The organism is Nocardia sp. NPDC004722, from assembly GCF_053601505.1.
This window is the reverse complement of record NZ_JBSGBY010000158.1, coordinates 1-14,428: the sequence shown is the minus strand read 5'-3', so window position 1 is coordinate 14,428 and position 14,428 is coordinate 1. Positions and strand designations below refer to the sequence as shown.

Genomic DNA, 14,428 nt, shown 5'->3' with positions numbered 1-14,428 from the left:
CGCGCCCGGCGTCAGCGCGCCGGACACCAGATGCGCGGCGATCAGCTTGCGGGCCAGGTTCGTCCTGCTGCAACTGGGTGCCATCCCGGTCCATCTGACCGGCAAGGACCGGCAGATCGTGCTGAATCTCGTGCTGCTGGTCGCCGCGGCCGTCACCGTGTGGCTCTCGACCGTATGGGTGTGATCGGCGGCGGGCGGAATCACCACCGCGGGCGTCGGTGTTGCTTCGTAGAGTGACCACACGGACTCATTCGGCGCCGACAGACGGAGAATCATGACCGACCAGCTGACGATCATGGCCGTACACGCCCATCCGGACGACGAAGTGCTCGGCACCGGCGGCGTTTTCGCCCGGTACGCCGCCGAGGACATCCGGACGGTCCTGGTGACCTGCACCAACGGCGAGCAGGGTGACGCGCCCGGCGGCATCAAGCCCGGCAGTCCCGGCCATGATCCGAGCGCGGTACGGGCACAACGGCTTTCCGAACTCCAGGAGTCGGCGGCGCTGCTGGGAATCGAGCATGTCGAGCTGCTCGGGTATCAGGATTCGGGGATGGACGGCTGGGACGCCAACCAGCATCCCGACGTCTTCTGGAACACCCCCGTCGACGAGGCCGCCGCCCGGCTGGCCGACCTCATGCGCCACTACCGTCCCCAAGTGGTCGTCACCTATGACGAGAACGGCAACTACGGCCACCCCGACCATATCCAGGCCAACCGCATAACCCTGGCCGCCGCCGCGGCCACCGGCATTCCGGACAAGCTTTACTACACCGCGATTCCCCGCGAATCGTCCCGCGAGATGTTCACGCTGCTGCGCACCAAGGGCCTCATCGACTTCGACCCGCCCGAAGACTTCGGCATCCCGATGGACCAGATCACGGCCACCGTCGATGTCACCCCATACACCGAGCGCAAGGCCAAGGCCCTGGCCGCCCATGTCAGCCAGTCGGACAGTGTCCCGTTCCTGTCCCTGCCCGCCGACATGCAGCATCTGATGTTCGGCACCGAGGTTTTCGTCCGCCACTACAACCGCGTCGCCGACGCCCCGGCCCAGGAGACCGATCTCTTCGCCGGACTGCGGACCGAGGGCCGCTGACGAGGCCGCCTCGGTGCGGCCTCGGCGAGCCGAGCGCGCACGTCGCGACGTTGGCCGGACCCAGCCCAAACCCGCGCAGCCGCCCCATCGAAAATCGCTTGTACGCAGCGACATTGGTGTGGCGTCATGGATCGCGATGAAACAGCAGCGCCCCGCCACCGCCAAGTCGGTCATCGATGGTCTCAAACTGCACCGCCACGTGGTGCGGTCGCCCGCTGGCGCGCACACCGTGATCACGCTGCGCCCCGGCACCCAAGTTCGATTCAGCACCAATCGCTTCCACGACACCTGGCACGTGCTCTCCGACGACCACGGCGCGCAACTGCTGGCACGTCTGCTCTGGGGCCTGTCGTATCAAGCCCGTCCCGGCACGGTCGTGCTCATCGACAGCCGGTTCCTGACCCCGACCCCTTTCGACGCCGACCCAGCCGCCCCCATCGTCCTGGTCCCCGGTTGGTGCACACCTTTCGATGATCGAGTCGCCCGCCACCTGAAAAGCCGTCGCCCCCTGCCGAATCCGGACGGCACCATCCGCTGGCGCACCTTCGGCCTGGATCGCACCCTGGAACCGAACGCCCTGGACGACTGGTGGGACCGTCATCGTCACCAGGAAGACAAGGGCACCGTCACCCACCGCGCCGGGCTCCTCGTCCTCACCCCCGGCTCTCCCGACGAATCCCGCGGCTGGGCCCTGCACGCGGCCCGCCTCGACACGGCCAACCGCTTCGGCACCGATCACGTCTACCTCGGCCCGTGGGACCGCGGCTTCGACGGCGAAATCCAGGTCTTCAACCGATTCCGCCCGATGGTGAACGTGGCCGTCCAAGCCCGCGCCCAAGTCCTCTCCCGCCCCGCCACTTTCACCGACCCCGGCGCCCTGCGCGCGGCGGTATGGCATGAGGCCGAACACGTCAGAGGCGACGCCCACCTGAGAATCCGCCAATGGCAGGGCGATTCCTACACCCTCGGCTCCGAGGCCGCCGCCATGCTGACCCACGCGGCCGTCACCACCCTCGACGAGCTGGCCGTCATCGGCGCGGTCGAGGCATACCGCCGAATGCGCGCCGCCCACGTCCGCGGCCTCAACCTCGAGATGTTGTGGGCAATGGAAGGCGCACTCACGTACCGCGACCGCCGCAACGTCTCCGCGGCCCGCCGCCACGAACTGCTCACCGAACTCGGCCCGGAACCCGCCCCCGACCCGATCCCTCACCCTCGCCATCGAGCCCCGATTCGCCCGAGCCGGTCCGCTTGCCGGTAGCGCGGTGTCGCCACGCTCACACTTGAACGTGTTCAACAATCGGCCTAGCCTCCTAGTTGAACACGTTCAAATCAGCATAGGAGCTGGGACAATGAATCTCGTCGTCGCTACATACACGGCTTACGCGGCCATCAGCCTGGTGGTCACGTTCTGGGTTGCGCGAACCCTGCAGCGCACCGGCGCGCGGTTTCTGGTGGACGTCATGAACGGTGACAGTGATCTCGCCGAAGTGGTGAATCATCTGCTGGTCATCGGGTTCTGGCTCGTCAATGCAGGCTTCGTGGCGCTGGCCCTGAAGATCAGCGGTCCCGTTGTCGATGCGCGCGCCGCGATCGAGGAATTGGCCTCGAAACTCGGCATGGTGCTGCTGGTGCTCGGCGGCATGCACTTCGCAAACCTGATCGCGCTGAACAAGATCCGCCGCAGCCGCCACCAGGAGAAGCAGGCGCCGGTCCCTCCCGTCCCGTTCGCCGCGGCCCCGCTAGCCTGACCCCATGACCCGCCCCGAGCCCGCGACCGCGCGCGGCGAGGTAACTCGCCAGCAGATCATCGACGCAGCCCTCCGCCTCTTCGAGCAGAACGGCTACACGAAGACCACCATGCGCGCGATCGCGGGCGAAGCCGGCGTCAGCGTAGGCAACGCCTACTACTACTTCGCCTCCAAAGAGCACCTGGTCCAAGGCTTTTACCAGCACATCCAAACCCTCCACGAACAGCGTGTCGAACAAACCCCCCGCGCCGACACCCTCGCCGCCCGCTGGCAATCAATGGAACTGGCCTTCGTCGACATAGCCGCCCCCTTCCACGAATTCGGCGGCAAATTCTTCGCCACCGCCGCCCAACCCACCAGCCCCCTGAGCCCCTTCAGCGACGAAAGCCGCCCCGCTCGAGCCTCATCCACCGCCATCATCCGCAACCAGGTAATCGGCGACGACGTCAAGGGCGACAAGCGCCTCCTGGCCGAACTCCCCAACCTCCTATGGCTGGCCCACATGGGCATAGTCCTCTTCTGGGTCCACGACCCCAGCCCCAACCAGGACCGCACCCGCCTCCTCATCCGCCGAGCAGCCCCCCTCGTCGAACGCATCGTCGCCCTCTCCCGCCTCCGCCCCCTCCGCCCCGTCCTCTACCCAGCCTTGGACCTCATCGAAGACCTCAGCAGCTAGTCCGTTGGTGACTGGACGGACCGGGGCCCCGACACTTCGGACTGTGCGGCGCTGCACGGCTCGAAGTGTCGGGGCCCCGGTGTTTTCGGATGCTGATGGCGTGCCGGCGGTCTGCCCCCTACGGCAGACCGACGGCTCGACCAGCTCGCGGCTGGTCAGCTCTGTTCTCGGTTGATTTCGTCCAGGTACGCCGCGAACTCCCCGTCGCGTCGTACCTCCTTTGATCTGCGAGGACAGAGCTTCACCGGCATCCGAGACCTCGGTGTCGATGTCCTGGCCGGACATCGACATGCGCCGATTGATCGTTGAGTGAAAGGCTAAGTGGGCGTATAGATTCCAGTCGACCCGATTCACGACAAGAGAGTGCTCGATTTGCGACAAGGGGACGGGGGAAGCGTGTCTGAGCTGGAGGTGGCGAGCGACACGACGTCGGATTTATCCGTAGACGACAGGCCTGCGTACTGGCGCGAGCAGGTCTCGGCCAATCAGGGGGGCGCACGGGTGGACTTCACCGACTGGTCGAAGTTCGACGGCGCGTTACGCGTTCAACGTTTGAACACGTATCGGCTCGGTGACTTTCAGAATGTCGCCTTCGCCTCAACCGCGATCTCTTACGAACGCACACGTGCCGAGATCGACGCCGATGGAGACCGCAGCGCGCGACTGCTGATCCCGCGCAGGGGGCTGCTGGGCATCGAGCAATACGGCGAGCGGGTGCAGCTGGGACGTGATCGGATAGGCGTCATCCATTGGGGCGAGCGCATGGTGCTGTCCCACGACGACAACGTGCACGGTTGGATCATCAATATTCCAGCGGACACACCCGCGGCTGACCGTCCAATCGGTCGCCGAGCATTTCGGCGTCACACGCCGGACCCTGGAACGCGCGATGGGTCTGATGGGCACGACACCGCGCCGCTATCTGCTCACTGTTCGTCTCGAGCGTGCGGCGGGTCGGCTCGCCGACCCGCACTACCGTGGTCGGACAATCAGCGACATCGCTTTCGAGAGCGGGTTTTCCGCGATCTCGAACTTCAACAGGGAGATCCGTAGAAAGTACGGTTGCTCCGCTGGCCAGCTACGACGACGCAGCCTCGGCTGAGGTAGGCAGGTTCGGGCCGTCCGGAGAGGGCGGCCCGAACCTGCTTACCTTTCGCGATCAGTGCGGGCGCGGATCGCTGCAGCGGGACGCCCATGCGGCCGGGATGTCCTCGGAAAGTACAGGCGCACCGAGAATTTCGTCATCGAACTCGAAAGCCGCCAGCAGTCCGGGGAGGTGGTCGGCGAGGGTGTCCAGCGCACAGCGGAGTTGCTGTTTCACCGTCTTGACCGCGTCGATGTCGAGCATGCCGTGTGTGAGGTACCACGTGGCGTGCTGGTCGAGGTAGGACAAAGCGAAAACGTCACGCACCGAGGCGATCTCGCTGTGATGAGCGTGCTGGTGCAGTAGCTGCAATGCTTCTTCTGCGCAGTACGCATCAGCCAGGTCGAGGGCGTCGGGGATGATGGCCAATCTGGCTTCGAGCCCCGGCGTGCTCAGGTAGGTCTGGGCCTCTTCGACGATGGTGAGGGTTCGAGCGTTGAACAGGCCCAGCCGGTCGCCGGGCTCGGCGGGGTCGTGGAGACCGGGCTCCGGTGGCTGTTTACCCGCGAGGTGTTTGGCAAGCACGCGGCCGGCCACCGAACCCAGGACGTGGCAGTCTCCTTCGCCGGTGATGGCGGCGTGGCAGACCCCGAGGTAGTCGGCGACGCGATTGGCGGAGAACATACCCTGTGCAGCCATTTTCAGCCGGGCATCGGTGACCGACTGGAGGGCGTGCGGCTGAATGAAGTACTTGGCCAACATCACCGAAACGACGGTGTCACGGCTGGTGAGATCGGCGTTGACCAACGAGGTTTTGATCGCGTTGCCGTAGATGGTGCGCGCGATGGTGCCCGCTAGATCGGTGAGCAGGGTGTCGCGCACGTGGGGGATGTCGGCCATGAGCGGGGTGTCGGTCGGGGTCAGGGGCACGACTCGTTTGGCGGCATAACGCAGCGCGATGTAGAGCGCGGAGCGGGCGGTGGCGTTCAAACACGAGGACAGCGCCAGGCGACCCACCGTGAGTTGGCTGATCGCGGAGGCGAAACCGCGTTTGCGGCTGGTCTCGTCGCGCCAGGTGAGCACGCCGTCCTCGTCGATGGTGGCGAGGTCGTTGCTCAACCAGGCGGACCGTTCGACGCGCAGATTGTCGAAGGCGATCACGGAGTTGTCCATGATGACCAGCGGCTGATGGTCGAGCTGGGTGATCGTCACGCCGGGCGCGGGGGCGCCGTGGGCGTCACGCAGCCGGGCCGCGAACAGGTGCACGCCCTGATCGACACCCGCGGAGTCGATGTAGCGGGCACCGACCACGCAGACCCGCGACACCGGGATGCCCACACTGGGCATGAACTTCCGTGCCCGAGGGTTCGGCGTGTTGATGACGAACCCGTCGCCATCCCAGGTGGCGGTGCTCTGCATGAACTGGATGTTCGAGCCGCACCCGTATTCGGTCAGCAGCATGACACCGACGGCGGTGGCGTCGTCGAGGTCGGCGAGATACGGTGCGGCCGAGTCGGAATCGGTCAAGGTCGCCAGGCTGCCCGAGGCCAGGTTGTAATGGCCCGAGATCAGCGGAATCAGGTCCGTCGCCAGCACCGCGCACCAGTCGAACACCGCGAACAACGCGGGCAGGTCGGTCGCGATCTGCCGGGTGCTGCCGATCTCCTGCACCAGATGGTGTAGCTGGTCGTAGGCGTTCTGGCGGCGCTGTTCCTGGCTTTGTTGCTCGGTGACGAAGTAGTCCGGGTTGCTGAGAACCTTCTGCAGTTGCTGGTGGAACTCCAGGCTGCCGTGCCGAAGGGTCTCGGCCAGCGATATCCCTTCCTGATGCCCATGCGAATTCATAACGGCCTCCTACTCATTCACGATCCCGTCGGCAGCAACTCATCCGCCGTGGGCATGCGAGGCATCGCCGGGCTCCGCCGCGCCGGACTGGAGTGTCAGCTCACGCGGACACCGCAGCAGGACCGGTCAGAAGAGGGCCGGGCGATCACCTGTCATCAGTTCGTCGCACCACACACCTTCACGTGAATTCCGTTCGGGGACATCGCGGCATCGTCACCGAGGCCGTGGTCGCTCGTTCGGATCCTGTCGGTGGGGCGGGCGGTATGTTCAGATCGACCGGGCTGCAACGCAAAACCGCTGCTGAACCGCACTGTCGCAGGCGTGTCGCGCTGCGGAACGGGTTGCCGCAGTGTCTCCTTCGCCGCAATAGTCACGAATTGTAGTGTTACACAATTCGTCCCATGGGGCCTAGTGAACATTGACAGAAGATTGCCGAGCCGATCAGGTCACCCGAACCGCACACCAGGGGGTTGCCAGGCGGGGAATGGTTTGGATGGCGGGAACACCACCGGCAGCGTGGTGAGCGCGCGGTGGAACGGTCCTGGACGCCAGTCGAGGTCGGCGACGTCGCGCGCCAATTTCATGTCGGGCAGAAAGTCGAGAAGCTGATCGATGACGTCGCGCGCGAGCATGACACCATAAGGCCGGGCGTGCGCTGGGCAGGCGTGTTCGCCGGAGCTGAACGCCAGGTTCCAGCCGTTGTCCAGCGAACTGCCCGGCTGCAACTCCGGATCGGTGTTGCACGCAGCCATGCTGATGATGACGGGCTGGTGAGCGGGCAACCAGACACCGTCGACCATGATCGGCTGGGGCGGATAGGTGATGCAATAGTTCGCCATCGGCGGATCGGAGGTGAGACGCTCGTCGATGGCTGCGCTCGTGGGCAGCGGAATCCCTTGCACGGTACTGGTGAACCGGCTGTCGGTCAGCATCAGCAGCAGCGTGTTGGCAATGAGGTTGAGTGGCGGCTCGACGCCTGCGGCGAACAACAGGACCAGCTGGTGCACCATTTCCTCGTCGGTGAGCTCCGCGTCGTGCTGGACCAGTCGGGTGGTGACATCGTCGGCGGGCTGGGCGCGTTTGAGCGCGGTGAGGTCCAGGAGGGCTTCGCCCATGCGGGCGTTGACGGTCGCGGTGTCGACACCGTCGAACATGGCCGCCGAGGCGGCCGCGACCCGCTCACCGATCTCCGGCGGACAACCGAGAACCTGGCAGAAGACGCTGAAGACGAGGGGCAGAGCGTACTGGCTGAGTATGTCGGCCTTGCCGTCCTGACAGAAGCCATTGACCACGGGAACGGCGGTGCGCTCGACCATGGTTCGCACGGCGAGTAGGTCGATTCCGGCGATCGCCTCGTTGAGTGCACTGCGGTAACGAGCATGCTCGGGGCCGCTGGTGCGGATGGCATTGGGCCGATACTCGACCATGGGCAGGATCGGGATGTCGGCCGGGACGGTCTTCTGCCACATTCGCGGATCGGCCGGGAAATGTACGGGGTCGTTGAGGATCTGCACCGCGGTCGAATACCTGATGACCAACGTCGCGGGCACGCCGGGCCAGATCTCGACCGGCACCAACGATCCGTAAGTGCCGCGCATCCGGCGGTAGTGTCCATGCGGGTCGGCCGCGAACTCGGGACTGTAGATCGGGATCCGCTCCGAGTCGGCGACCAGTGATGTCGAGGCGGTTGTAGCACCCTGATGCGCGTGCTGCGGATCCACGTATTCTCCCTTGAAATCGGTTGCGGCAGAATCGTACCCAAGGAACGCGGCGCGCACATGTGCCAAGGAGTCGGAAAGCGCCCGAACAATGCGATGCCGACCGGTCGCGATCGTCGCGGCCGGTCGGCGATCCTGCTGGGCTAGGTGAGGTAGACCGGCAGCGAGCTGTGGCCGTTGGAGATGAACGAGCTGACGGTGCCGAGTTCGGCCGGGTCCTTGGCCAGGCGCATTCCCGGGAATCGCTCGAACAGTGCTCGGAGCGCGACGCCGGCCTCGAGGCGGGCCAGTGATGCTCCCAGGCACAGGTGTGTGCCGTAGCCGAAGGCCAAGTGCGCTTTGACTTCTCGTTCGAGATCGAACGCGTCTGCGGTGTCGCCGTGCACCTTGGGATCGCGGCCTGCGGCCGCATAGGAGGCGAGGATCGGTTCGCCCGCCGCAATGCGGACGGTCCCGTTCCCGGTGTCGATATCGATGTCGGTGATGGCGTATCGCAGCGGCAGGTGCGCGACCGGCGCTTCGAGCCGCAGCGATTCCTCCACCACGGCAGTCCATTCCACGGATCCCGCCTCGATCTTCGCGCGCTGCTCGGGCTGGGTGAGCAGCAAGAAGGCGGCTTGATCGAGCAGGTTCACGGTGGTCTCATGCCCGGCGCTGATGACCAGCAGCAGGGTGTCGACGAGTTCTTGTTCGGTCAGTGTCGAGCCGTCGTCCTCGTCTCGGTGGGCGATGAGCACGCTGGTCATGTCCTCGCCGGGATACTCGCGGTGATAGGTCACCAGTTCCCGCAGTATCCGCTGCATCTCCACGTAGTTGGCGAGGGCTTGTTCCGGCGGGAGCGAGGTGTCGAAGATCCGGTCGACACATGTCCGAAGGCCGGCGTGCAGGAACTCGGGCACGCCCATCAGCGAGCTGATGACCCCGATAGGCAGTGGGTAGCAGTAGGTTTCGCGCAGGTCGACCGGTTGGCCGGGGGGTGTTCGGGCGATCCTGTCGAGCAGATCGGCGGCCAGGGCCTCGATACTCGGCCGCAGCGCGTTGGTACGGGAGAGGCTGAATGCCGGGCGTACGAGCTTGCGCAGTCGGGTGTGGTCGCTGCCGTAGGCGGTGAACATGTTGTTGACCGCGACCCACGTGTAGAGGGGCCACTCCGGGCCCACTTCGCCGGAGGTGAAGGCGGGCCAGTGCTGGCGGGCGTCCTTGGACACGCGCGGATCGCGCAGCAGGTCGTGCAGGATCGCCTGTTCGGTGACCGCCCACGCGCGGATCCCGCCGGGTAGCTCGACCAGGGCGACCGGGCCGCGGGCGCGGAGGCGTGCGGACTCGCCCTGGATATCGGTGCCGGTCGGGTCCAGGACCAGCGGTGTGTTCTGCTCCATCGTCATCTCCTCGCTCGGTGGGGCTAGGGCATCTGCAGGGGTAGGGGGAACTCGACGGGCAGTGCCGTCAAGGCGCGATGAAACGGGCCGGGACGCCACACCAGATCGTCGATGGCGACGGCCAATCGGAGGTCCGGCAGCGCGTCGAGCAGGTAGTCGATGGCGTCCATGGCGATCTGGTAGCCCAGTTGCCGGGCCGGGCATTGGTGCGGTCCCGCGCTCCAGGCCAGATGCGAGCGGTTCCCGGAGCGTGTGAAGCGATCGGCGTGGATGGCCGGGTCGGCGTTGCATCCGGCCATGCTGATCACCACCGGCTGATAGGCGGGTAACCAGACGCCGTCGATGAACAACGGCTGTGGGGGGTAAGTGATGCAGAAGTTGGCCAACGGAGGATTGCTGAACAGCACTTCATCGAGTGCGTCACGGGTCGAGAGGCTCCCGCCGATCAGGTCACCGGCGAAGCGGTCATCGGTCATCATCAGTAGCAGCGCGTTGGATATCAGATGCACCTGCGGCTCGCTGCCTGCTCCGTGCAGGGTGACGAGCTGGTGGATGAGCTCCTCGGTGCTCAGGTTGGCGGAGTTGATGAACTGGGACGTGACATCGGCGCCGGGGCGGGCCCGCTTCCGCCGGATGTGCTCGTCGAGGGCCGACACCAGCATCGCGTTGCCGGTTTCGGCCTCACCGGCGGCGTCGAACATCATCGCCATGCCGGTGCCGACCTGCTCGTTGGTGTCGTCGTCGAACCCGAGCACAAAGGCCAGCACCCGGTAGACCAGTGGGTAGATGTACTGGGTGAGCAGCTCTGCCGATCCCGTCGAGTGGTGCCATGCTGCCCGAGTGCCGGCCGCTCGGCAGAAATCACCGATCAACGGTCCGGCGATATCCTCGATGACCGCGTGCATGCCGTAGAGATCGACGGTCTCGAGCGCGGCGACGTTGGCCGAGCGGTAGCGTGCGTGCTCATTCCCGCTGCTGCGCAGGGCATTCGGTCGCCACTGCAGCATCGGCAGGACCGGGCACTCAGGATCCACCGAGGCCTGCCAGACACGCGGGTCGGCCGGAAAATGCTGCGGATCGTTGAGGATCCTCAAGGCGGTCGCATAGCCGATGACCAGCGTGGCAGGAACGCTTGGTGCGAGCTCGATCGGTACCAACGACCCGTACGCCTGGCGCCAACGCTCGTAGGCTGCGTGCGGATCGTGCGCGAACTCGAGGGTATCCATGGTTTCGCGTGGTCCATCCCCGGCGAACATGAGCCCGGTCTCTCGAGTGTGCTTCGCGCTGCGCGGTGAGTGCGCAGACGGATGCGAGGTGGTCAGAGCGATCCCCCCAAAGAAGTGTGATTCGTCGGTGCTGCAGGTCAACGGCGCAAGACCTGGTTGTCAGGCCTGGTTTCGAGTCCGGCTGAGATCGGGAAATGGAGTGTGCTGCAGGCTGATCGGCGGCCTCGTATGCCACCTCGAAAGCCGGTTCTGCGGTCCTCCCCGGCGATCCGAGATTCATATCGGTTGCCCTAGAGCTTTTTTCGCTGCGCCATCCATCAAGGTAGCCGCCTATGTGTTGCAGCGCAGTGCATTCCGAGACCGAAGGGGCTGGATACCGCGGCATGCGTGTCGGGGCTCGGGTTGTGTCGGTGCTTCTACCTTGGATCCGGCTTCTTTCGCGGATCAGGCGAGAATGATGGCGGTGAGGGTGCCACGGGCGTTGTGGCGCAGCACCAGTGACAAGTTCACCGCGGTCGGTACGCCCTCGACGAGAGTCGTCACTCGGATCGTGATGCGACGGGTTTCGCGCGGCGCGACCGGTGCCGGTGCCGATCTCCTCACAGCCGATCGTCGAGAACCTGGTAGTCCCATCTCCACTCGCTGCGGCGGGCCAGCTTCGCGCGGCACGCGATCAGGTGGTCGTCCAGGGCCGATTCCGCGGCATCGAGCTCTGTGATTCGCTGGCGCAGCCGGAGTGCCGTCGTATGCGCGTCCATTGCTATTCCAATTCACTGCTCGAGCAAGTTTGCGGAGCCTTGGAGCTCCGTATTGCTTTGTGAAAGGCTAAGTGTGCGTTGGGGATCCGATCGACCCGCTTTGCGACAGAATTTGGCTCGAATTGCGACACGATCCGTCCTGCCCGCATCCGGCGCCGCGTGTGACCACATCAGAGCAAGTTGGTCGAAAAGGAGATTGGGCCGCCGAGCTGGAAGCTCGGCGGCCCAATTCTGATGACGCTCTAGTCCAAGTAGTCCCGGAGCACCTGGCTGCGGCTGGGGTGGCGCAGTTTGCTCATGGTCTTGGATTCGATCTGGCGGATGCGTTCTCGGGTGACGCCGTAGACCTGGCCGATTTCGTCCAGGGTTCGGGGCTGGCCGTCCGTGAGGCCGAAGCGGAGGCGGACGACGCCTGCTTCGCGCTCGGAGAGCGTTTCCAGGACCGACTGGAGCTGGTCCTGGAGCAGGGTGAAGGAGACCGCGTCGACGGCGACGACGGCTTCGGAGTCTTCGATGAAGTCGCCGAGTTGCGAGTCGCCTTCGTCGCCGATGGTCTGGTCCAGGGAGATGGGTTCACGCGCGTACTGCTGGATTTCCAGCACCTTTTCGGGCGTGATGTCCATTTCCTTGGCGAGCTCTTCGGGGGTGGGCTCGCGGCCCAGGTCCTGGAGGAGTTCGCGCTGGATGCGACCGAGCTTGTTGATGACCTCGACCATGTGCACGGGGATGCGGATGGTGCGGGCCTGGTCGGCCATGGCGCGGGTGATGGCCTGGCGGATCCACCACGTCGCGTAGGTCGAGAACTTGTAACCCTTGGTGTAGTCGAACTTCTCGACCGCGCGGATCAGACCGAGGTTGCCTTCCTGGATGAGGTCCAGGAACGCCATCCCGCGGCCGGTGTAGCGCTTGGCCAGCGACACCACGAGGCGGAGGTTGGCTTCCAGCAGGTGGTTCTTGGCGCGGTTGCCGTCGCGCATGATCCACTGCAGGTCGCGGCGCGACTGCACGGGCAGCTTCTCGCCCTTGTCGGCGAACTCGCGCAGCTTCTCCGTGGCGTAGAGGCCGGCCTCGATGCGCTTGGCGAGCTCGACCTCCTCCTCGGCGTTGAGCAGCGCGACCTTGCCGATCTGCTTGAGGTAAGCGCGGACCGAGTCGGCCGAAGCGGTGAGCTCGGCGTCCTTGCGGGCCTGGCGCAGCGCCTCGGATTCCTCTTCGTCCCAGACGAAGTCGCCGGAGGCCTTGTCCTTCTCCGAAGGCTCGTCGGACTCCTCGGCTTCCTCGCCCGCGGCGGCGGCAGGGGCCTCGGCCCCCTCCTCCTCGTCGTCTTCGACCTCGTCGACGAGCTCTTCCTCGTCGGCGAGCTCGTCCTCGTCGATTTCGAGGTCGTCGAGGTCCTCATCGAGTTCGAGCGACTCGTCCTCGATGCCTTCCTCGCCCTCGGCGCCTTCGGCCTTCTTCGGCGAAGCCTTCTTGGCGGCCACCTTCTTGGCAGTCGCCTTGGTGGCCTTCTTCGCGGCGGTCTTCTTGGCCGCGACCTTCTTTGCCGCGGCCTTCTTGGCCGGGGCCTTCTTGGCGGCAGCCTTCTTGACCGGCCGTGCTTCAGTGGTGTCTGCTGAGTCGGCAGCGTCGGCCGATTCGGCGGTCTCTCGGGTATTCGTGGCTACCACGTACGCCCTTTCGTGACGGTCTCGTGCGGCGTCACGCCAGAGTGATCATCCGGCGGAGCGGTTCTGTCGGGGGATATACCGGCTCTCGTGCCGGTGTCGGTTTCCGGCTCACCGCCGGGCATGTGTTCCATTGTAACGATCGAACCAGCTTACTTACGGTGCGATACCGGCTGACACCGCCATGGCTGCTCCGACGATGCCCGCGGTGTTGCGCAGCGCGGCGGGCACCACGGGGGTTCTGTTGGTGAGCAACGGAATCCATTCCTGGTAGTCGCGGCTGATGCCGCCACCGGCCACGAACACGTTCGGCCAGAACAGGTTTTCCAGCGTGACCAGCACCTTGGACACCTCGCGCGCCCACTCCGGGTAGGTCATGCCGACCCGATCCTTGACCGAGGCGGCGGCCCGGTGCTCGGCCTCGCGGCCGTCGACCTCCATGTGCCCGAGCTCGCTGTTGGGCATGAGCACACCGTTGTACATGATCGCCGATCCGATCCCGGTGCCGAAGGTGAGCAGCATTACCAAACCGCTGAGATCCTTTGCCGCGCCGTAGCTGTCCTCGGCCATGCCCGCCGCGTCGGCGTCGTTGAGGACGGTCACCTCCCGGCCGCCCAGCGCGACGGAGAACAGGTGCCGCGCGTCGATGCCGACCCAGGTCTTGTCGATATTGGCGGCGGTGCGGATCTGGCCGTGCAGGACGACGCTCGGCATGGTGATGCCGACCGGGCCCTCCCAGCCGGACTGGGCGACCAGCTTGGCCACCGCCTCGGCGACCGCGTTGGGGGTCGCCGGATGCGGTGTCGCGATCTTGATGCGGTCGTACACCAGCTCACCGGTCGCGAGATCGACTTCGGCCCCCTTCACGCCGCTGCCACCGATATCGATGCCGAACGCGTGCCCGGGATCGGACATGGACCACTCCTCGTTCTCCAGTGATTGCCGGGAAGTCGCAGCTCCCCGGCCCGTGAGCTGTGTCGTGCACGACAAGCCTAATGCGCGGGATGCCGGATCTGTGCTGCGATGGAGCTCGTGCCGGAATCGAATTTCACCACCCCTGCCCCCGCCGCCGTCGACACCGATGCCCCCGCCGCCCGCAACACCGACACTTCGGACATAGCCGAACTGCGCCGCGTCGCGGTGTATCTCGCCGAGACCGCCGCCGCGCACGTGCGCGCCCGCCGCCCCGAGGTCTTCGGCCCGCACGCGAATGAGCCGGACGCCGTGC

General features: G+C 65.7%; 13 protein-coding genes and 2 pseudogenes. 8 read left to right on the top strand and 7 right to left on the bottom strand.

Annotation, left to right across the window (positions count from 1 at the left end; all coding sequences use genetic code 11):
• From ACWELQ_RS17765 to ACWELQ_RS17735, 7 genes and pseudogenes are all read left to right on the top strand, one after another.
• The coding region (locus tag ACWELQ_RS17765; protein WP_452398131.1) for a hypothetical protein at positions 1–184 on the top strand (184 nt) is incomplete at its 5' end.
• 90 nt (positions 185–274) lie between these two features.
• Entirely contained in the window at positions 275–1,099 is an 825-nt protein-coding gene (locus ACWELQ_RS17760; RefSeq protein WP_452398130.1) for a PIG-L family deacetylase, read from the top strand.
• Positions 1,100–1,235: 136 nt separating this feature from the next.
• Positions 1,236–2,360: a TfoX/Sxy family DNA transformation protein gene (locus ACWELQ_RS17755; RefSeq protein ID WP_452398129.1), complete on the top strand. Its 1,125-nt coding sequence runs from the start codon at positions 1,236–1,238 to the stop codon at positions 2,358–2,360.
• 91 nt (positions 2,361–2,451) lie between these two features.
• A complete protein-coding gene (locus tag ACWELQ_RS17750) occupies positions 2,452–2,850 on the top strand; it encodes a hypothetical protein (protein ID WP_452398128.1) in 399 nt (132 codons plus the stop codon).
• Positions 2,851–2,854: 4 nt separating this feature from the next.
• Entirely contained in the window at positions 2,855–3,526 is a 672-nt protein-coding gene (locus ACWELQ_RS17745; RefSeq protein WP_452398127.1) for a TetR family transcriptional regulator, read from the top strand.
• 363 nt (positions 3,527–3,889) lie between these two features.
• Positions 3,890–4,381: pseudogene (locus ACWELQ_RS17740) on the top strand (AraC-like ligand-binding domain-containing protein); the annotation flags it as partial.
• Between the two features lie 34 nt (positions 4,382–4,415).
• Positions 4,416–4,628: a helix-turn-helix domain-containing protein gene (locus ACWELQ_RS17735; RefSeq protein ID WP_452398126.1), complete on the top strand. Its 213-nt coding sequence runs from the start codon at positions 4,416–4,418 to the stop codon at positions 4,626–4,628.
• Between the two features lie 57 nt (positions 4,629–4,685).
• Here ACWELQ_RS17735 and ACWELQ_RS17730 read toward each other — a convergent pair whose 3' ends face one another.
• From ACWELQ_RS17730 to ppgK, 7 genes are all read right to left on the bottom strand, one after another.
• Positions 4,686–6,455 (bottom strand): acyl-CoA dehydrogenase family protein, encoded by a 1,770-nt coding sequence (locus tag ACWELQ_RS17730; protein WP_452398125.1) that lies wholly within the window; start codon positions 6,453–6,455, stop codon positions 4,686–4,688.
• 446 nt (positions 6,456–6,901) lie between these two features.
• Positions 6,902–8,176 (bottom strand): cytochrome P450, encoded by a 1,275-nt coding sequence (locus ACWELQ_RS17725; protein ID WP_452398124.1) that lies wholly within the window; start codon positions 8,174–8,176, stop codon positions 6,902–6,904.
• Positions 8,177–8,316: 140 nt separating this feature from the next.
• Complete coding sequence (locus ACWELQ_RS17720; RefSeq protein ID WP_452398123.1) at positions 8,317–9,552, bottom strand: cytochrome P450 family protein; 1,236 nt, start codon at positions 9,550–9,552, stop codon at positions 8,317–8,319.
• 23 nt (positions 9,553–9,575) lie between these two features.
• A complete protein-coding gene (locus ACWELQ_RS17715) occupies positions 9,576–10,778 on the bottom strand; it encodes a cytochrome P450 (RefSeq protein ID WP_452398122.1) in 1,203 nt (400 codons plus the stop codon).
• 599 nt (positions 10,779–11,377) lie between these two features.
• Entirely contained in the window at positions 11,378–11,536 is a 159-nt protein-coding gene (locus ACWELQ_RS17710; protein ID WP_452398121.1) for a hypothetical protein, read from the bottom strand.
• A gap of 242 nt (positions 11,537–11,778) precedes the next feature.
• The gene (locus ACWELQ_RS17705; protein ID WP_452398120.1) at positions 11,779–13,203 is read right to left on the bottom strand and encodes an RNA polymerase sigma factor; all 1,425 of its coding nucleotides are present in this window, start codon (positions 13,201–13,203) and stop codon (positions 11,779–11,781) included.
• 153 nt (positions 13,204–13,356) lie between these two features.
• The gene (gene ppgK, locus ACWELQ_RS17700; RefSeq protein WP_452398119.1) at positions 13,357–14,115 is read right to left on the bottom strand and encodes a polyphosphate--glucose phosphotransferase; all 759 of its coding nucleotides are present in this window, start codon (positions 14,113–14,115) and stop codon (positions 13,357–13,359) included.
• 117 nt (positions 14,116–14,232) lie between these two features.
• Here ppgK and ACWELQ_RS17695 point away from each other — a divergent pair.
• Positions 14,233–14,428: pseudogene (locus ACWELQ_RS17695) on the top strand (inositol monophosphatase); the annotation flags it as partial.

What these genes read in the sequence shown, in the direction of transcription:
- ACWELQ_RS17760 (WP_452398130.1), top strand. Translation starts at nt 275, where the DNA reads ATGACCGACCAGCTGACGATCATGGCCGTACACGCCCATCCGGACGAC.
- ACWELQ_RS17755 (WP_452398129.1), top strand. Translation starts at nt 1,236, where the DNA reads ATGAAACAGCAGCGCCCCGCCACCGCCAAGTCGGTCATCGATGGTCTC.
- ACWELQ_RS17750 (WP_452398128.1), top strand. Translation starts at nt 2,452, where the DNA reads ATGAATCTCGTCGTCGCTACATACACGGCTTACGCGGCCATCAGCCTG.
- ACWELQ_RS17745 (WP_452398127.1), top strand. Translation starts at nt 2,855, where the DNA reads ATGACCCGCCCCGAGCCCGCGACCGCGCGCGGCGAGGTAACTCGCCAG.
- ACWELQ_RS17735 (WP_452398126.1), top strand. Translation starts at nt 4,416, where the DNA reads ATGGGTCTGATGGGCACGACACCGCGCCGCTATCTGCTCACTGTTCGT.
- ACWELQ_RS17730 (WP_452398125.1), bottom strand. Translation starts at nt 6,455, where the DNA reads ATGAATTCGCATGGGCATCAGGAAGGGATATCGCTGGCCGAGACCCTT.
- ACWELQ_RS17720 (WP_452398123.1), bottom strand. Translation starts at nt 9,552, where the DNA reads ATGGAGCAGAACACACCGCTGGTCCTGGACCCGACCGGCACCGATATC.
- ACWELQ_RS17715 (WP_452398122.1), bottom strand. Translation starts at nt 10,778, where the DNA reads ATGGATACCCTCGAGTTCGCGCACGATCCGCACGCAGCCTACGAGCGT.
- ACWELQ_RS17710 (WP_452398121.1), bottom strand. Translation starts at nt 11,536, where the DNA reads ATGGACGCGCATACGACGGCACTCCGGCTGCGCCAGCGAATCACAGAG.
- ppgK (WP_452398119.1), bottom strand. Translation starts at nt 14,115, where the DNA reads ATGTCCGATCCCGGGCACGCGTTCGGCATCGATATCGGTGGCAGCGGC.